Raw genomic sequence first — 17,944 nt, forward strand, 5'->3', positions numbered from 1 at the left:
TCATGCGCCAGGGCCAGGTGATCGAGCAGGGCGACCACGACGCCCTGCTGGCGGCGGGCGGCCACTACGCCGAGCTCTACTCGGCCTACTTCCGCCACCAGGATGCCGGCTACCGGCCGTGGTAATGCCGGCGGCGGGGGTTTGGGGGTGGCACTGCCACCCCCAAGAGATCTTTGTTAGCGCGAATAAGCCTTGGGTCAAGCCCCCGGCTGGCGACTGAAGTCGCGCCGGAGCGGCGCTGCGCGCCGGGCGTCGGCCTGCGCCGACGCCGGAACCGCCCGCGGAGGCGGGCGGTTGGCCGCAGGCCCCCGCGCTGCGACTTCAGTCGCCAGCGGGGGGCACGCCCAGCGTGGCACCGCTTGACCCAGCGCTTATTCGCGCCAACAGAAAGCTAGGTCTGGGCGGCAGCCCTAGCGTAGCCGCCGGCGCAGATCGGCGATCCCGTCGCGCACTTGGCTCAGCGGGTCGGTGACGCTCCAGGTGCCGGGCTCGGCCGTGGCGTGGATGAAGCCGCTCAGGCGGAACCAGAAGATGCCCATGCGGTAGAGCGGCATGATCGGCAGCAGCCACAGCGTGCGCAGCAGCCGCCGCTGGCTGGCGGCGTCAACCCCGATCAGCGCGACGGCGACCCAGCCGACCTCGACCAGCAGGTAGAACCCGTAGAGCACCAGCAGCGCGCTGACGATCAGCGCGGACGAGTAGCCGAAGCCGATCAGCACCGGCAGCAGCATCGTCCAGATCAGGCGCGGGAAGGCCAGGGTGTGGTCGACCAGCAGCACCCGGCTGGGCACGAAGCCGAACGGCTGCCAGAATGGCCGGCGCATCAGGCGCGTGTAGCGCGCGCTGACCTCGAGCTGGCCGCGCTGCCAGCGCACCCGCTGCGCGTAGAGCCGCGCGAGCGACTCGATCGGGTGGACGTAGGCGATCGCCTCGGTGATGCAGCTGATCCGCTCGTCGGTCAGCACCTCGTAGAGCTGGAAGGTCAGGTCGGTGTCCTCCGTCACCGTCTCCTGGCTGTAGAGCAGCGTGCGCAGCAGCACGCTGCGCCGAAAGAACGAGAAGGCCCCCGAGAGCGTGTAGAGGTTCTGCTGGAGGGTCTGGTAGGTGCGCCCGACGTTGAAGGCGGTCAGGTACTCCAGAAACTCGCACTCGCCGAGCAGGCGCGGGATGGGCGGCGCGCCCGGCTCCGGCTCCAGCACCTGGATGGCGCCCGTCCCCGCCGCCAGCTGCGGGTCGGCCTCCATCACCGTGACGATCTGCGCGATCGCGTCGGGCGCGAGGGCGGCGTCGCTGTCGAGGTTGCAGATATACTGCCCGCGCGCCATGTGGATGCCGGCGTTGAGCGCGCGCGACTTGCCGCGCCCGATCAGGGTGTGCCAGTGCATCGCCAGCCGCAGCTCGCCGTGTACGCGGGAGAAGATCGCAAACGAGTCGTCGCTGGTCCCGTTGTCGATCAGCAGCACATCGATCTGGCCGGTCGGGTAGGTCTGCGCCGCGATCGAGCGCAGGCATGTCTCAAGCGTGTCGGCGCTGTTGTAGACCGGCACGATGATCGTGACCAGCGGGAAGTGAGCGAGCGCAGGGTAGCGGCGGCGGCGCCGCTGCGCGAGCGTGCCGACCAGGCTGGCCAGGGTGGTCAGCCCATCGACCAGCATCGGCGCCAGCAGCCAGACGCCCCAGAAGATCAGGTTGGTGATGAGATCGCTCATATATCGGCTATCGGCTATCGGCTATTGGCTATTCTCCCGCCCCAGCATCCGCACGGTCGGGGCGGTGAGCAGGTACCAGTAGATGCTGATCGTGAGGATGAAGAAGACGCCCTTGCCGACCAGCGAGTGCGCAATCACCAGCGCCTCCTTGCCGAACAGCTGGAGCATGGCGATGATCAGCAGCACCCGCAGCACGTTGGCGATCCAGGTGAGGCCGCAGCCGATCAGGATCGCGCGGGCGCGCTGCGCGCGACTCTGCCCGGGGTAGAACAGCAGCAGGCTGATGAAGACGATCATCTCCAGCAGGCCCGATGACTCAACCCCGACCTTGAGCAGCGTCCAGCCCACATCCTGGCTCACGACCATCACCAGCAGAGATGTCGGCGCACCGGCGAAGATGCGGGTCGGCAGGTTGAGCGGCACAGAGAGCTGATGCACGCTCCATGCGATCGACTGGCCGAGCAGCAGGTCCAGGTTCAGCGGGTCGCGGGCCAGCATGGTCAGCCCATAGGCGCAGCCGATCGTCGCCACCACGTAGAAGAGGATCCATACGCGGTACACGCGCAGGAAGAGGACCACGCCGCCCCAGATCAGGGCGGTCGGGATGAGCCACAGGCTCACGCCTGCCTCGCCCGCATGCGCGCCGCCAGCCCGGCGACGCCCAGCACGATCACCAGCAGCAGCCCCAGCCCGAGCGCGTCGGCGGGGCTCCACTGCACCTCCTGGCTGCTGTCGCACCAGCCGCTGCCGCCGCCGTTGCCCTGCTTCGAGTCCAGAGTCATCCGCATGGTCTGCCCGGCCTGGATGCCGAGCTGCGCGAAGCTGACGCCCCACTCGACACGGTGGCCGCCATCCGCCTGCGACTCGCCCCAGTCTACGTCGCGGGAGATCTCCGCCACCTTCTCGCCCCGCCCGTCCAGCACATCGATGTCAACCTTCGAGCTGTTCTTGCCCGGCTTATAGCTCACCACCACGATCCGGTCGGCGGCCGAGCTGTAGCTCCCATCGTTGTTGGTGTCGATGCGCAGCTGCAGGCTCAGCGTCTGATTGCTGCCGCCGAAGGTCTCCGCCATAAAGTAGGCCGTCGGGTCATCTGCCACCGTCGCAAAGAAGAAGCCGGCCAGGTCGGCCCGGCTGCTGCTACAGTCGTCAGCGGGGTCGGGGATGCAGGACTGACCGCCCCAGTCGCCGAACTGCCCGTCGAGCACGATTGCGCCGCCCGAGGTGCCGGTGGCCCCGCACGAGCCAGCGCCCTGGGCGCGCGCCGGGGCCGGCGAGAGCAGCAGGGCCGCGCCGAGCGCGATCAGGAGGACGGCAGATGTCCAGGGCTGGGCATGGGTCATGGCGTGCTCCCTCCTGCGGCGGGGTATGGGTGCCTGATCGGGGCGGCGGCGTGCGCCATACCCCACCGGTCGAGCATGATTATTAGCGCAAGGGTCGCGGCGCTCAGCAGCCAGCCCGCTGCCTCGATCGGCGTGCGCCCGACGGTCATCGTCACCGTGTGGGTGCCGGCCGGCGCGTCGAAGGCCAGCAGCCGATCATACGAGGTGTTCGGCACGTTGGTGTCATCGACTCGCACCCGCGCGCCATCAAAGGCGGCGACCGGCACCAGCAGCCGCTGGGGGGCGTCGAGCGTGTAGGTAAAGATGTAGCCCTGGTCGTCGGCCCGATAGTCGGCGAGCGGGATGGCGCGGCGGGGCGGCGCGGCGTCCGGCGTCAGGCCCAGCAGCTCGGACAGCAGCTGCGCGGCGGCCGGGTCGCGGGTCAGGCTGGCGTGGTAGGGCAGGTTCATCCCGACAAACCAGACCTGCGCCGGCCCGATCTGGCGGTAGCCGACGGCGGCGGCCCGCTCGCCGAGGTAGTCGAAGCTCAGGGTGGCTTCGTCCAGCCCCTGCGGCACGCTGGCGTACCAGCGCTCGCCCGCGCTGCCGAGCGGGAGCAGCCGGTAGCTGGCCCCCGCGCCCTCCACCAGCGGCGGCTCAGCGCCAAGCTCAACCGGCTCGCCCCAGACCCCGAGGAAGCGCGGGATGTGGGCCAGCGGGTCGGGCGCCACCCCGGTCAGATCGACCACGACGCGCACGCCGGCGGCGGCGGCGGCGCGGGCCAGCTCCTCGGCGGCGGCCCGGTCGTGCCAGCGGAAGCCGGCGAGCACCACGCACTGGTAGCGCTCCAGCTCATCGAGCGTGTAGTCGTCGAGGTAGGGCGAGTCGCCGTGCATCAGGCCGGGGAATAGCAGCGACAGCCCCTGCGTGCCGCGGCCGATCCCGAGCGCCGGCCAGTCGGCCAGCGTCGCCCGCGGCCCGCCCCCCCGCGTGTAGAGTGTCGCCTCGGGGCCAGGGGTGTCGGCGCGGAAGCCGCGCTGCGCCAGCGCCGCCGCGATCTGCTGGCGGCGCGGCTGGCGGTTCAGCAGCACCACCGCATCGACGCCATAGAGGTCGAGCCGGTCGGCCAGGTAGCTGGGCGCGCCCGTGACGAGCGCCTCATTGAGCATGGCGACCGTGCTGGCGGTGTGGGCGCCCTGGTAGGCCCAGCCAAAGATCTGCTCGCGCCCGGCGTCGGCGCTGAAGGCGTAGGAGGCGCTGGAGCCGAGCCGGCTCTCGTCGAGGGTGGCCACCCGCCAGCCGTCCGTCGTCGCCAGGCGCTGGGCGATGCCGGCCACGTCGGGGGCGAGCGGGCGGGTGTGGATGAGCGGCAGCGAGCCGACGCCCTCGGCGGCGATCAGCAGGCCGATCACCACCCGGAAGCCGAGGGCCAGGGCGGGCAGTCGCCAGATGATCGCCAGCAGCAGCATGAAGCTGGCCGCGCCGAGGAAGCGCAGCGGCCAGAAGAGCTGGTGGAAGGGCAGGCTGCGCCACAGATCATTTACGCCCGGCGCGGTCATCAGGATCGCCCCGAGGCCGACGAGGCTGAGGGCGACCGGCTGGGCCCGGCGGCCGGCCCGCACGAAGAGCAGCGCCAGCGGCAGCACCACCAGGGTCAGGCCGACATAGATCGCCTCCGGGTCGCCGATCCGCCCGCGCGGGTTCAGGTACTGGAGCAGCGGGATGACCGCCAGCGCCTCGCTCATGGCGTCGGCGTTGAGCTCGGTGATCCCGCCGGTCAGGCTGGGCAGCAGCCACCAGCCGCAGAGCATAATGCCGAAGGCCGCCGCGGCCAGCGCGCGCGCCGCCCTGGCCGGCGTGCTCAGGCCGGAGGCCGCCCAGAGCGCGGCCAGGGCAAAGGCGCAGACGCCATAGATCGCGGCCATCATCGCGTGGCTCAGCACCAGCGCGGCGAAGATCGCCGTCAGCGCCAGCAGGTGTCGCCGGCGGCCGCCCGGCTCAAGCGCGCGGAGCAGCGCGTAGACGGCGGCCGGCAGCAGCGCCGTGGCCAGGGCGCGCGGCAGGTTGCCCTCGGCCAGCCCGACCCGCAGGTTGTCCGGCAGGATCATGAACAGCGCCCCGCCCAGCGTGGTCGCCCACAGCCCGACCCAGCGCCGGTAGAGCAGCCAGCTGAGGCCGCCGAGCAGCGCGCAGAGCATGACCATCCAGCCCGCCGCGGCCACGCTGTCGCCGAGGGGCAGCGTGATCGCGACGAGCAGGTAGTAGGGAAGGGGCGGGTAGTAGCGCAGCATCTGGGTGCCCATATACCAGCTGGGCAGCAGCGCGGGGTAGAGCGAGCCTGAGCGGATGCGCTCGCCAAGGTACTTGGCCTTCAGGACGTGGCCCAGGGTGTCGGAGCCCCAGGGGAAACGCGCAGCGCCGCCGGGCGCGAGCAGGGGGAGAAAGATCGCTAGGGCGAGGGCGGTAAGAATGGCCGACGCCACCAAGAGGCGTCGGCCATCGTCGCTGTGGGCTGATTGTTGATTGCTTTGCATGGGTACACAACATACGTGGTTGCGAATCAGGTTGTCACTGCGAGAAGGGGCTATCCTGCCTCCTCCGCCTCGCTATATGAGATAGAGACTGTCGGCGACTCCCAGAGGGTGATCTTGGTAAGCTTCACGCCCGCCGGCCGCAAGATGGCGCGCATCTGCAAGTAGAGCAGGTGGCTCAGCACCTCAGCCGTCGGCTGGATGCGCTGGAAGGGCGGGAGCTCGTTGAGCAGGCAGCCATCGTAGGCGCGCACCGTCTGGATCATCGCGGCGCGCACCTCGCGGTAGCCGATGGTCACATGCTCATCGGCGCTCAGGCTGCTGTGCGAGCAGTTGATCTGGAGCCGAAAGGTATGCTCGTGGATGGGGCCGTTCGACCCGGCGATGCGCACGTAGTGGCGGGCCTGAAAGTAGGTGTCCATCACCAGATCGTAGCGCGCGCCGGCGGGGGGGGCGATCAGCTCTTCTTCAAATTGCCAGAATACCTCTGGTAGCGGCGCTGGGCTGCGGGGGCTTTGGGGCGCAGGCGGCGACGCAGGCGCGGGGCGGTACTCAGTCGGGGATCGGAAGCCAAATATCTGTCCAAACGTCTTGATCATCGCCTTGCGCCTACTCGTCGCTGGTTCACCGACGGCCTCTATTGAGACCGGGGTATTAGCATACTGCGCGGCACACTACTCCACAATAGCTCTGATGGCAGGCATTGGTATGGGTGACAGGGGGATGATCATGCGTTACCTACGGGCCATGTAGTAGGTTGTGGCGAATGGCCATAGATCGCTCGTATCGCGCAGACGTGCCAGCAAAGCTGGCACGTCTGCGCGATACGAGCGATCATGAAATAGCGGTGGGCCGAACAGCTGAGCCCGCGTTGGTGCGCCTGATCGCGTTCTGATGCGATCTGGTTCTTCGCTATGCGGAGAACGCCCACTCGCCGGCGCGCATCAGCGGCTCGGCGTTGCCGTCGGCGTCGAGGCCGTCGATGTCGATCTCCGCCGAGCCGATCATGAAGTCCACGTGGATGGCGCTCTCGTTGCCGCCGGCGGCCGCGAACTGCGCGTTGTCCATGGCCACGCCGCCGTCGATGTTGAAGCGGTAGGCCCGGCCGAGGGCGATGTGGCTGGCCGCGTTCTCGTCGAACAGCGTGTTGTAGAAGATCCGGTTGGCGCGGGCGATCGGCGAGCTCTCGGGCACTAGGGCCACCTCACCCAGGCGGGCCGCGCTCTCGTCGGTGGCGATCAGGCGGCGCAGCACATCCTCGCCCGTGTCGGCGCGCACATCCACCACCCGGCCCTCGCGGAAGGCCAGGCTGAAGTCGTCGATCAAGCTGCCGCCCAGGTTCAGCGGCTTCGAGGCCCGCACGACCCCATCGACCCGGGCGCGGTGCGGCGCGGTGAAGACCTCTTCGGTGGGCAGGTTTGCCACGAACTCCACCCCGTTCTCGGCCCGCATCTTGCCGCTCACCCAGCGGTGGCCGTCGGCCAGGCCGAGGGTGAGGTCGGTGCCGGGGCCGCGGTAGCGCAGGGCGGCGTAGCGCTTGGCGTTGAGGTAGCCGCTGCGGGCGGCCAGGTCGGCGGTGTGCTGGAGCCAGGCGTCCACCGGGTCGGCCTCGCCGGTGCGGCAGGCCGCGAGGATGGCCTCCCAGAGCTTCGCCACCGCCTCGTCGGCCGGCAGGCCGGGGAAGACCTTGACGGCCCATCCCGGCGAGGGCGCGGCGATCACCAGCCAGTTCACGGCGGGGCGCGAGACGCGCTGGCCGATCGGCTGGCTCTTGTGGGCCGCCGTCTGCTGGACCATGCTGATCAGCTCCTGGTCCTGGCCGACCAGCAGGTCGGGGTCGCCCGAGGCGACGCTGATCAGGGCCGCGCCGGCGTCGATCAGCTCGACCTGGGCGCGCACCCGCCAGTCGGGGAACTCGCCGAACGAGTCGCGCGGGGCGTGCTGGAAGCGGGCCAGGGTCAGCGACTCATCATCGTAGAAGACGTGGACGTAGCGCGCGCCGGCCTGGTAGGCGCTGCGGGTGATCTCGCGCACCAGCGGGGCGACCCGCACATCGGCGCGCAGCAGCAGGTGCTGGCCGGGCTGGAGGTTCACGCCGACCTGCACGGCGATGTCGGCGTAGGCGGCCAGGGCAGAGTCTGCCGGGTTGCTCATCGAGGGGCTCCTTCGGATCCGTGCGAGTTCATTGTGACTATTGTAGCACCGGTGATCGGTGTGAGCGATCATGCTACGTCAGGTCTCAATCCCGCCTTATAGCTTCCCCGACAGCCCGACAGCCCGACCGATCCCTCATTGAGGATCGGTCGGGCTGTCGGGGGAGCCGTAAGGTCGGTCATTACGTCTGCTTTTGACGCACGCCAGCTACCTCACCGCTTGACACCTTGCCGGTTGAGCCGCTTGTGAGTAGGCTGCTTGTTAACATAATGATCAGCCAGGCCAGCAGCGGTGGGACAATCGGGAAGAATCGGTTGACCCAGACCTGGCCGAAGAATCCTGGCAGCATATTCACCAGGGCCTGGAAGACGACGATCAGCGGCAGATGGGCGATATAGGCGATCAGCGCGTGCTGGCCCAGGGGGAGGAAGAGCCATCCCGTCGCCCGGTACAGTGGCTGCCAGTAGCGCGTGGTGATCACCCAGGCGCCCGGGAAGGTGATGAGCGCCAGGAGCAGGCGCCCGGGCCGCACATCGAACTTGGAGAAGAAATCCCCGGAGTTTTCAATGGCGGGCGGGACGAAGTAGAGCAGGTTGGCCACGAACAGCACGCCGACAAGCATCACCCCAACCACGGCCATGCTGCCAATCATCGAGATACGCCGCCAGTTGAGCCAGTCGCGAATCCGCATCAGATAGTAGCCCAGCACGATCCCGTGGACATAGTAGATCTGCCAGCACGACGGGTGAAACTCGACATAGACCATCGAGCCGTCGAAGATCTGGGGGGCAAGCTGGTGGCCGAGCCATAGCCCCCATGATCCCGCCAGCAGCACCCACCACAGGTTACGTTTAAGGAGCCACAAAAATACGGGCGTGGCCAGCGTCAGGATGGTGTAGAGCAGCAGCACATCAGTCATGTAGTAGTGCGGAGAGTCGATCATGAGCACCTGCCAGATGAGCACAGCGGGCTGGATCTGGTCAATCGGCGGAGCCCACGCTAGCCCAGCCAGCCCGCCCAGCACCGCGACCATCCCGGTGAGCACAACCAGCAGCACATACATCTTGAATGCCCGCAGCAGATTCCGGCGTACCGCCAACCCAAAGTGCCCCTGCTCGATGTGGGCTAGCCCGCTCAGGCCGCTGAGCATGCCGGCAAGCAAAATGAATGCCTCGGCCCCAAGGATGTATTCTGATGCGATCCAGACAATCCGTAGCGGATAGAGCCCAGGGATATGCACCATAATCATCGCGAACACACAAAAACCGCGCAGCAGATCGATCCTGAGATCGCGCGGCCCTTCATTCTGATAGCGCCAGCTATGAAACAGCTCTCCCCAATGGATCGCGTCGCGTTGCTTGCTCGGGTTCATGCGCAGCCCCTCGCTGGATCATTGCTCACCCGGTACAGGTATTTGAGTCGTGAGCAACACCGGGGGAGGCAAAATAAGTACAAAATGATGTTGCCGCACCCCAAGCTTAGGGCGGGAGCGCATAGTTGAGATTAACACAGGCGGGGTTTGAGATGATTATTATGACATCTTACGCCCCGCCTAACCTCGACGGTATCCATTTTACACAGTAGCGTAGGAGGAACACTGTCACCCTGAGCGAGGCGAAGGGCACCGACCGGAATTCCTCGCTTCGACAAGGTTCAAACCAGCTTGACCGTCTGCCGCCGGACGGCCCTCACCCCTAGCCCATCTCCCTTTACGCATACCTTTACCACATCTTTCTTTACCGTATCACTGTATTACAATGCGATAAACGGAGCAGTGGGCCAGACCTGCGGAGCGCGGCTGGGGCGGCTCCGCCGATGAAAATCTGCCAATTATGTTGCCAGCAACAACACTGCGCATGGTGAGGGTGTGGGAGAGCGAAGCTCTCCCATAAAAAAACTAATGGTGCTGCGGCGCGACGTAGCCGCGCCGCAGCACCATCAGTGCAGCATGTCCCTGCTGGGCACAAAAATTCGCCAATGCGTATTCATGTTGGCGACGAAGTCGCCAACATGAATACGCAAACAGGTGGTCTTTATCTGAGAGGTCGTGCTGCTAGCTCGCCAGCCCCTCCAGGGCGGCGCGCATGCGGCCGAGTCCGTCGAGCAGCATAGGGCGCGGGCAGGCGAAGTTCAGTCGCACAAAGCCATTCCCATTCTCGCCGAAGGCCGCGCCGTCGGAGAGTGCCACCTTGGCCTGGTCTAGGAAGAACGTGCCGGGGGCACCCTCGATCCCGGCCTCGCGGCAGTCGATCCAGGCCAGATAGGTGGCGTTGGGCACCGTGGTGTGCAGCTGCGGCATATGCTCGGCGATATAGCGCACCAGCGTGTCGCGGTTCTCGGTCAGGTAGGCCAGCACGGCCTCCAGCCAGGGGCCGCCCTCGCTGTAGGCGGCGTAGGCGCCGATGTAGCCGAAGGCGTTCACGTGGGGCACGATCCCAGCCTCGGTCTGGGCGATCTTCTTGCGCAGCTCCTCGTTCTGCACGATCGCGATACCGCAGCCCAGCCCGGGCAGGTTGAAGGTCTTGCTGGGGGCCAGCAGCGTGACGGTGTTGGCGGCGATCTCCGGCGAGAGGGTGGCCGTCGGGGTATGGCGCGTGCCGCCGAGCATCAGGTCGCAGTGGATCTCGTCCGAGCAGATCACGATCCCGCGCTCGGTGCAGACCTCGGCCAGGCGGGCCAGGGTCTCGCGGTCGTACTCGATGCCGACCGGGTTGTGGGGCTGGCTGAGCAGGATGAGCCGCGTCTGCGGGTGCAGGCTGGCCGCGAAGGCGTCCACGTCCAGGCTGTAGCTGATCGTGCCGTCATCGCGGCGCTCGTAGGTCATATCGAAGGTGTCGCAGACCCGGCCCTGGTTTGCGGGGGCGCTGAGGAAGGGCATGTAGGCCGGGGTCATGGTGACGACGTGGTCGCCCGGCTCGCCGGTGGCCCGGCAGAGCACGTTGATCGCCGAGACCAGGCCGGGCAGGAACATGACCTGCTCGGGCGTCACCTGCCAGCCGTACAGGTCGGCCATGCGCCGGCAGATCAGCGGCACCAGGTCGGCGGGGGGCATGGCATAGCCGAAGAGGCCGTGCTCGGCGCGCTCGCGCAGGGCGCGGATCACCGGCTCGGGCGAGGCGAAGTCCATGTCGGCGACCCACATGGGTAGGACGCCATCGGGGTGAAGCTCCCACTTGGCGCTTCCGGTGCCGCGGCGGGGCGTGATCTGGTCGAAGTCGAAGGACATGGTGAGTCTCTACTCTCTCTGCTGGTGGGCGACGTGGCCCTATGTCGAATATCCAGGGGTATTGTATGTTATCCGTCCGCCGGGGTGGTTCTGTCAAGCTTGGCGAGCAGCGCCTCGGTGATCGCGATCTCGCTGGGGATCTCCATGCGTCGGAAGGCGGCGAGGGCGCTGAGGATATGCTCGCGGCCGGCCTCGGCGTCGGCGCCGGCGATCAGCGCCTCGCCGAGGGCGCGCTGGGCGTAGGCGGCCATATAGGCGTCGTCATTCTGCGCGGAGCTCTGCATCGAGGCCGAGAAGTGGGCCGCCGCCGCGATCAGGTTGTGGCGATCCATCTCGACCTGCCCGAGGGTGAAGCGGGCGTAGGGGATGCTGAAGGGCTGCGCGTAGGCCAGCACCTCGTTGGCGTAGCGGCTGGCCGCCTCAAGGTCGCCCAGATCGCGCGAGGCCACGGCCAGGTTGGCCGCCGTCGCCGAGGCGTAGTAGGGGTCGCGCACCACCTGGAAGAAGGCGTATGCCGGGACCCCGGCCTCCAGGGCGGCCTCGTTCTGGCGGTTCTGCACATAGATCGACGCCAGGTTGCTGCGCATCTTCTCCAGGTTCAGCCGGTCGCCCATGCGCTCGTAGATGCTGATCGAGTTGCTGGCGTGGGTTATCGCCGCGTCAAGCTGCTCAAGGCGGCCGTAGACCGTGGCCAGCCAGCGCTCGGCCTGGGCGCGCAGGCTGTCGTCCTCAAGCTGGTCGGCCAGGCTGCGGGCGCGCTGGAAGGCCTCCAGGGCGTCGCTGTAGAGCCCCTCCTCGTCGCGCAGCAGGCCGCGCAGCACCTCAAGCTCAAACTCGGCCCGCTCGACCTCGCGCCAGCTCAGCTTGAGGTCGCGCCGGCGGTTGAAGAGCATGCCGCTGCGCTGGTGCAGCGCGGTCAGCTGGCCGAGCAGCCGCGCCGTCACCCGCATGCCCTCGGTATAGCTGGCCACGGCCCGGTCGGGGTAGCCCAGGGCGTCCTCCAGCTCGCCGCGCAGCATCCACAGGCGGGCGGTGGCCTCGCTCTGCTCGCCCCAGTCGGCCTGCTCCAGATCGCGCAGGCCGACCTCGTGCTCGCCGGCGTACTGGCGCAGGGTGGCGCCGATCAGATCGAGGGCCTTGCGCTCGGCCTTGTCGAGCCCCTGGCGGGGCATGCCCAGGAAGATCGGGCCGGCCACATCGGCCTCGCCACGGGCCAGAGCCTGGGCCATCTGCGGGAACCAGACCTGCACCGCCCGGCCGCCCTGCCCGGCCTGGGCGAAGTGGTAGGCGGCGGCGGTGTGCTCGCCGCGCTCCAGGCGCACGATCGCCGCCTCGCCGTGCAGGGCCTGGCGCAGCTCGGGCGTGAGGTCATCGTGGACGACCGGGGCCAGGGCGGGCAGCAGGGCCGCGCCGCCCGCGCCGTCGACCTCGATCAGGCGCATCTGGGCCAGCGACGTGAGCACTGCCGCGGGCAGGATGTCCTCGGGGGCGTAGCCCCGGTAGACCGCCAGCCGCTGGAGCGCCCGCCGCTCCTCCGGGGTCAGCCGCCGCCACAGCCGCTGGAAGGCCGGCAGCAGCGAGCGGGCCGCCTCGCCGGTGTCGAGGTCGCCGGTCAGCTCCTCGCCCGAGCGCTGGAGGGCCAGCAGCAGCAGCAGCAGGCGCGGGTTGCCGCCGGTGTAGGTGTGGAGGCGCTGCGCCTCGCCGGGCGTGATCGGCAGCCCCGCATCGCCCCAGAGCATGGCCACCCCTGCCGCGTCCAGGCCGCCCAGCTCCAGGCGCAGGTCGGCGGCCGGCAGCGGGCGCTGGCTGATCAGCAGCATCACCGCGCTGCCGCGCAGCCCCTCGATCAGATCCGTCAGCTGGGTGTGGGCCGGCGGGGCTGGCTCCAGGCCGACGGGCGACAGGTGCTCCATGTCGTCGACGCAGAGGATCGGCGGGCGCGCGCCGAGGCCGGCCAGATCCTGGCGCAGCAGCCCGGCCGCCAGGTTCAGGTCGGCCACCATGCCGTTGGCGGCGGCCAGGTACTGCCAGAGGTTCGTCGCGCCCTGCTCGTGCAGGAAGGCGCCCAGGGCGAAGAGCAGGCTGCCCACGCTGTCGTTGAAGCCCGGGCGCAGGGTGTGCCAGAAGGCCGGCCGGTCGCCCAGCCGGCCCAGGGCCGTGGCCGCGAGGCTCGTCTTGCCCACGCCGCCGGGGCCAACCAGGGCCACGCTCTGGCCGCGCCCGAGCGCCTCGACCAGCTGGCCCAGGGCGCGCTCGTAGCCGTAGAGCGCCTCCGGCGGCTGCGGGCGCTCCGGGCGGATCGCCGGGCGCAGCTCGTCGAGCAGCACCCCCGCCACCCGCCTGACCGTCGCGTCGAAGTCGCGGTAGTGCTGCGACTTCGAGCCCGGCAGCAGGTGCGGCTGCTCCCAGATGTCGGAGGTGCGGTTCGGCGCGATATAGTCGTTAAAGCAGCGCAGCTCCAGCACCACATAGGCGAAGCGCGGGTCGTCGGGGTTGCGCCGGGCCTCGGTGATCGCGTCGAGCATCTCCTGGCGCGAGGCGGGCGGCGGGCCGCCCCAGAGCCGGCCGGCGGCCGTGCGGATGCGCGCGCAGAGCAGCTCGCCGCGGGCCTGCGGCGTGACGGGGCCGGACAGGTCGCGCAGCGCCCGGCCGAGCACGTAGGGGCTGGCCAGGGGCGACTCTAGCCCCAGCCGCTCGGGCTGGCCGAAGAGCCGCAGCGCCTGCTTGACGTGGCGATCAAAGAGCGAGAGGGCGAGGCTGTCGCTCGCCGGTGCGATGGTCATAGGCACCTCCTGCACCGGTTCTGCCGCGCTGCAGCAGAACCGGTTTTTTGTGCGAGCGCGAAGCGCTCCCGCACCCTCACCGTGCAAAGAACGGCGCGGTGCGCCGGGCCGCCTCGGCGATCACCTCGTCCACGCTGGCGTTCCCGTAGAAGGCCCGCTCGATCTCCTCGCCCACGGCGTCCTCAATATCGGCCCAGGACTCCATCACCGGCACGGCGCGGATCACCGGGATGGTGTCGATGAAGACGCGGCTGCGGCTCGGGGCGACCTGCGGGTCGAGGAAGGCCGGCGACTCGGCCACGGCCCGGATCGAGGGCACCGTGCGCCCGCTCCGCGCGATGATCGCCTGGCCCTCGCTGGCGTTGGCGAACTCGATCAGCGCCCATGCCAGCCCCTTCTGCCGGCTCGCCGAGGGCAGGCAGTAGGCGTCGGCGTGCAGGATGCCGGCCGCCTGGCGGCCCCTCGGCAGCGGGGCCACGTCCCACCCGAAGCCCGTGATCGTCCGGTAGGTCGGCACGCCGCGCCGGCTGTTCAGGTACATGCCCAGCCGGCCGCTCAGGAATCGGCTCTCGCTCGACTCGGCCTGCTCCTGCACGGCGTCGGGGGCCACGTGGTGCCGCACCTGAAGATCCACAAACCACTGCAGCGCCTCGCGGGCCTGCGGGCTATCGAGGGCGAGGCGCGTCGGCGCGGCCGGGTTGTCCACCAGGTCGCCGCCGTTCTGCCAGATGAAGGGCGCGACCCGGAACAGCGAGGCGTCGGTGCCGACGCCGTACTGGTCGACGCGCCCGTCGCCGTCGGTGTCGCGGGTGAGGGCCTGGGCCGCCCGCAGGAAGTCGTCCCAGGTCCAGTCATCGGCCGGCTCGGCCAGGCCGGCCTCGGCGAAGAGCGCCTGGTTATAGTAGACCACCAGGCTCGACAGGTTCTGCGGGATGCACATCAGCTCGCCGCCCCAGCGGAACGGCCCCAGCGCCTGCGGGTAGAAGTCGTCCTCCTGGATCAGCTCGCTGCGGGCCAGGTAGGGGCCGAGCGGCTCCAGGGCGCCGCCGGCCGCGAACCCCGCGTAGCGCCGGTAGTTGATCAGCACCACGTCGGCGGGCTTGCCGGCGGCCAGGTCCACCCCCAGCCGCTTGCGGTAGTCGCTCTGGCTGGGCACGTAGATCAGCTCGACGGCGATATCCGGGCGGCGCTCGCGGAACGCCGCGACGAGATCCGCGTAGGCCGCCCGCTCGGCCGGGTCGCCAAAGATCATAAACGAGACCGGCGCGGCCGGGGCGGCGCAGGCCCCCGCGAGCAGCGCGGCGGCGAGCAGGGCCAGCAAGAGACAGATCCGACGCATCATCATCCTCCCTGGGCGCGCGCGGGCGCCTCGGCGAGCCAGAACAGCCGCTGCAGCGACAGAAAGAGCGCGACCACCGGCAGCAGCATCACCACCGCGCCCGCCAGCAGCAGCGGCATGCCGGTCGGGTCGAGCTGCTGGAGCGCGCGCAGGCCGACCGCCAGCGTGTAGGTGCGGTCGGAGCGCAGGTAGAGCAGCGGGTTGATAAAGTCGCTCCAGTAGTGGACGAAGGAGAGAGCCGACACCGCCGCCGCCGTGGGCGCGGCCAGGGGCAGGGCCACCCTGGCCCAGGTCGCGAGCGCCCCGGCGCCATCCAGCCGCGCCGCGTCGAAGACCTCGGACGGGAGCCGCCGGAAGGACCAGTAGAACAGCAGCACATAGAACGGGCTGGTGCCCATCCAGGCCGGGGCCACCAGCGCCCAGAGCGTGTCGGTCAGCCCGACCTTGGCGAAGATCAGGAAGCGCGGCAGCCAGAGCGTCGTCAGCGGGACGAGGCGCAGGCCGACCGCCAGCAGCACCAGCCAGCCGCGCAGCGGGCTGGGCAGGAGCGCCATCGCGAAGCCGGCCCACGAGGCCACCACCACGGTGATCGGCACCGCCACCGCCGCCACCAGCAGCGAGTTGAGCAGGTAGCGCGCCATCGGCAGCAGCGTGAAGATGTCGCGGTAGTTCGACAGCGCGACGGCATCGGGCAGCCAGGCCACCGTGCGCGGCGGCGGCAGGCCCGCCGGGCGCAGCGACGCGACGACGGCCCAGAGCAGCGGCAGGGTGAAGATCGCCGCCGCCCCGCCCGCCAGGGCGTGGAAGCTCAGCCGACGGAGCTTAGACCTCATCGTCGTAGCCCCAGCCGCCGACGAGCCCATAGAGCAGCGCCAGGGTCGCGGCGAGCCCCAGCAGGCCCACCAGAGTCATCGCGGCGCCCTGGCCGAAGCGCAGCCGGTCGAAGCTCACCTCATAGATAAGCTGCGGCAGAAAGAGCGTCGCGTAGTACGGGCCGCCCCCGGTCATCAGCATGGCGGGCGTAAAGTTGCTCTGGGCGCTCGCGATCAGCTCGCGCATCGTCGTGAGCAGCAGCCAGGGGGCGAGCAGCGGCAGGGTGATCGCGGTGAGCCGCTGCCAGCGCCCCGCGCCGTCGATCTCCGCCGCCTGATCGTACTCCGCCGGGATGGCGTCGAGGCCGGCCAGCAGCACGACGAAGCTCTCGCCGAGCTGGAAGAGGCCGGCGAGCACCAGGGCCGGCAGCGCCGTCGCCGGGTCGGTGAGCCAGGCCGGCGCCGGCAGGCCGATGGCGGCCAGCAGCGCGTTGAGCGGCCCGTAGATCGGGTTGAGCACCCACAGCCAGATCAGGGCGTAGGCGACGCCGGGGATGATCGTCGGCACATAGATCGCCGTGCGGTAGAGGGCGACGCCGCGCCGCGCCCGGCGCAGCAGCAGCGCCAGGGCCAGGGCCGCCGTCACCCGCAGCGGCACCAGCAGGGCCGTGAAGAGCAGCGAGTTGCGCAGGGCCGTGGTGAAGAGCGGGTTCCCCGGCAGCGCGCGCAGGTTGCCCAGCCCCACCCAGCGCGGCGGCGAGAGCCCGTCGTACGATGTCAGCGCCAGCGGCGCGGTCAGCAGCAGCGGCAGGATGATCAGCACCACGCTCCCGATCAGATAGGGCGCGAGCAGCGCGCACAGGGCCAGCTGGTGGCGCAGCGAGATGCCGGGCACCAGCCGGCGGCGCGGGCGCAGGGCCGGGTGGTGTTGGGTGCGCGTCATAGGTGCCACATCCCCGCGCGGGTCGTCGTCAGGCCACTTCGCCGCACGCGGGATCCCAATCGAGAGGCGCGGTGCCTCATCTCCAATCGACAACCAGCTATCCTCCTGGGAACTTTGCCCCCGATCCTGGGAACTTCTCGCCCGCGCCGGAGGCTATAATCGATAGAGAAACTGTATGGATGTCATTCGTTTTAGGTAGACCCTATTATACCCGAGGAGGTCCCGGTGGACGTATCATCATACCATCGCTCCAAGCTGCTCGCTCTGATCGCAGCGATTATCGCCCTTACGCTCTGCGCCGCGCCCGCCCCGCAGGCCCAGGCCCAGCCGGCCCCGCCCGACTGGTACGCCTGGCACCTGAAGGTCGACTTCCCCGGCCCGAGCCCGCGGGTGATCATGACCAGCTACTGGGGCCTGAGCGCCCCCACGCTGAACCAGCCGGTGTCCGTCACCGGCTCGTCCCAGCTCGATATCTCGACCCGCTGCACGGTTGTCGGCAGCCTGCCGGTTGTCGCCGGGACGGCCACCTTCGACGGCAGCAGCTACATCCGCTGCAGGATACCGAGCAGCGCGGTCAGCGCGATGGACGAGCAGTGCGCTGGCTCCTCCGCGCCGTTCTTCTGGGGCGCGCTGCGCGGCACGATCGCGCCCGGCTCGATCAGCAACCCGATCTTCACCCTGAGCAACTCCGTAACCCACACCCCGGTGAGCGCGTTCAGCCTGCCGAGCAACGGCGTGACCGCACAGTCGAGCCTCAGGCTTCCGTCTACGACCTACACCTCGGCGGCGTGGAACCTGAACGCCGCCGAGAACCGCGTCCTGATGAGCAGCGACGGCGTCTCGATCGCCGAGATCACCAGCTACTTCGCCGCCGACAGCTGGCTGAGCTTCATGAACACGATCAGCAGCCCGAACCGCACCAAGGTGGGGAACTGGGCCGAGCCCTCGCTGATGTACTGGCAGACATCCCGCAAGCCTGAGGGATATCGGCTCAGCGACACCTTCGACATCGGCTACAACCCCGCCACCGGCAGCTACTTCGCCGGCACCATGTCGGACGGCGAGTTCGACCCGCCCGGCTGCACCGCCAAGTAGCTTCTTCTGATATGCCGAAGGGCGCCGGCC

At 69.2% G+C, this 17,944-nt stretch carries 13 protein-coding genes; 1 reads left to right on the forward strand and 12 read right to left on the reverse strand.

The window, feature by feature from the left end; genetic code table 11:
* Positions 1-410 precede the first annotated feature (410 nt).
* The 12 genes from K2Z83_RS15350 to K2Z83_RS15405 form a co-directional block, all read right to left on the reverse strand.
* Positions 411-1,709 carry a TIGR03111 family XrtG-associated glycosyltransferase gene (locus K2Z83_RS15350; RefSeq protein WP_220596072.1) on the reverse strand — a complete coding sequence of 433 codons (1,299 nt, stop codon included), beginning with the start codon at positions 1,707-1,709 and terminating at the stop codon, positions 411-413.
* A gap of 21 nt (positions 1,710-1,730) precedes the next feature.
* Positions 1,731-2,330: an exosortase/archaeosortase family protein gene (locus tag K2Z83_RS15355; RefSeq protein WP_220596073.1), complete on the reverse strand. Its 600-nt coding sequence runs from the start codon at positions 2,328-2,330 to the stop codon at positions 1,731-1,733.
* On the reverse strand, positions 2,327-3,052 hold the full coding sequence (locus tag K2Z83_RS15360) for a hypothetical protein (protein WP_220596074.1): 726 nt from the start codon (positions 3,050-3,052) through the stop codon (positions 2,327-2,329). Before K2Z83_RS15360 ends, K2Z83_RS15355 begins: the two co-directional genes overlap by 4 nt.
* Positions 3,049-5,565, reverse strand: a complete 2,517-nt coding sequence (locus K2Z83_RS15365; RefSeq protein WP_220596075.1) for a 6-pyruvoyl-tetrahydropterin synthase-related protein — start codon at positions 5,563-5,565, stop codon at positions 3,049-3,051. The genes K2Z83_RS15360 and K2Z83_RS15365 overlap by 4 nt, the downstream gene beginning before the upstream one ends.
* A 50-nt stretch (positions 5,566-5,615) precedes the next feature.
* Positions 5,616-5,984, reverse strand: coding sequence for a 6-carboxytetrahydropterin synthase (locus K2Z83_RS15370; RefSeq protein ID WP_220596076.1), 369 nt, complete (start codon positions 5,982-5,984; stop codon positions 5,616-5,618).
* Between the two features lie 490 nt (positions 5,985-6,474).
* The gene (locus K2Z83_RS15375) at positions 6,475-7,716 is read right to left on the reverse strand and encodes an aminopeptidase (RefSeq protein WP_220596077.1); all 1,242 of its coding nucleotides are present in this window, start codon (positions 7,714-7,716) and stop codon (positions 6,475-6,477) included.
* 181 nt (positions 7,717-7,897) lie between these two features.
* Positions 7,898-9,088 (reverse strand): OpgC domain-containing protein, encoded by a 1,191-nt coding sequence (gene opgC, locus K2Z83_RS15380; RefSeq protein ID WP_255604036.1) that lies wholly within the window; start codon positions 9,086-9,088, stop codon positions 7,898-7,900.
* 681 nt (positions 9,089-9,769) lie between these two features.
* A complete protein-coding gene (locus K2Z83_RS15385; protein ID WP_220596079.1) occupies positions 9,770-10,942 on the reverse strand; it encodes a MalY/PatB family protein in 1,173 nt (390 codons plus the stop codon).
* Between the two features lie 68 nt (positions 10,943-11,010).
* Positions 11,011-13,725 (reverse strand): hypothetical protein, encoded by a 2,715-nt coding sequence (locus K2Z83_RS15390; RefSeq protein WP_220596080.1) that lies wholly within the window; start codon positions 13,723-13,725, stop codon positions 11,011-11,013.
* Positions 13,726-13,801: 76 nt separating this feature from the next.
* Positions 13,802-15,064 (reverse strand): sugar ABC transporter substrate-binding protein, encoded by a 1,263-nt coding sequence (locus K2Z83_RS15395; RefSeq protein ID WP_255604038.1) that lies wholly within the window; start codon positions 15,062-15,064, stop codon positions 13,802-13,804.
* Positions 15,065-15,066: 2 nt separating this feature from the next.
* Complete coding sequence (locus K2Z83_RS15400; protein ID WP_220596082.1) at positions 15,067-15,897, reverse strand: carbohydrate ABC transporter permease; 831 nt, start codon at positions 15,895-15,897, stop codon at positions 15,067-15,069.
* The gene (locus K2Z83_RS15405; protein ID WP_220596083.1) at positions 15,887-16,819 is read right to left on the reverse strand and encodes a carbohydrate ABC transporter permease; all 933 of its coding nucleotides are present in this window, start codon (positions 16,817-16,819) and stop codon (positions 15,887-15,889) included. The genes K2Z83_RS15400 and K2Z83_RS15405 overlap by 11 nt, the downstream gene beginning before the upstream one ends.
* A gap of 225 nt (positions 16,820-17,044) precedes the next feature.
* Between K2Z83_RS15405 and K2Z83_RS15410 the strand changes: the two genes are divergently transcribed.
* Positions 17,045-17,914, forward strand: coding sequence for a hypothetical protein (locus tag K2Z83_RS15410; RefSeq protein WP_220596084.1), 870 nt, complete (start codon positions 17,045-17,047; stop codon positions 17,912-17,914).
* The last annotated feature ends 30 nt before the right edge of the window (positions 17,915-17,944 follow it).

This window comes from Oscillochloris sp. ZM17-4 (assembly GCF_019599295.1).
Lineage (GTDB): Bacteria > Chloroflexota > Chloroflexia > Chloroflexales > Chloroflexaceae > Oscillochloris.

Bases quoted from the DNA above. Each gene is read 5' to 3' on its own strand.
- K2Z83_RS15350 (WP_220596072.1), bottom strand. From the start codon at position 1,709: ATGAGCGATCTCATCACCAACCTGATCTTCTGGGGCGTCTGGCTGCTG.
- K2Z83_RS15360 (WP_220596074.1), bottom strand. From the start codon at position 3,052: ATGACCCATGCCCAGCCCTGGACATCTGCCGTCCTCCTGATCGCGCTC.
- K2Z83_RS15365 (WP_220596075.1), bottom strand. From the start codon at position 5,565: ATGCAAAGCAATCAACAATCAGCCCACAGCGACGATGGCCGACGCCTC.
- K2Z83_RS15370 (WP_220596076.1), bottom strand. From the start codon at position 5,984: ATGGACACCTACTTTCAGGCCCGCCACTACGTGCGCATCGCCGGGTCG.
- K2Z83_RS15375 (WP_220596077.1), bottom strand. From the start codon at position 7,716: ATGAGCAACCCGGCAGACTCTGCCCTGGCCGCCTACGCCGACATCGCC.
- opgC (WP_255604036.1), bottom strand. From the start codon at position 9,088: ATGAACCCGAGCAAGCAACGCGACGCGATCCATTGGGGAGAGCTGTTT.
- K2Z83_RS15385 (WP_220596079.1), bottom strand. From the start codon at position 10,942: ATGTCCTTCGACTTCGACCAGATCACGCCCCGCCGCGGCACCGGAAGC.
- K2Z83_RS15390 (WP_220596080.1), bottom strand. From the start codon at position 13,725: ATGACCATCGCACCGGCGAGCGACAGCCTCGCCCTCTCGCTCTTTGAT.
- K2Z83_RS15395 (WP_255604038.1), bottom strand. From the start codon at position 15,064: ATGCGTCGGATCTGTCTCTTGCTGGCCCTGCTCGCCGCCGCGCTGCTC.
- K2Z83_RS15400 (WP_220596082.1), bottom strand. From the start codon at position 15,897: ATGAGGTCTAAGCTCCGTCGGCTGAGCTTCCACGCCCTGGCGGGCGGG.
- K2Z83_RS15405 (WP_220596083.1), bottom strand. From the start codon at position 16,819: ATGACGCGCACCCAACACCACCCGGCCCTGCGCCCGCGCCGCCGGCTG.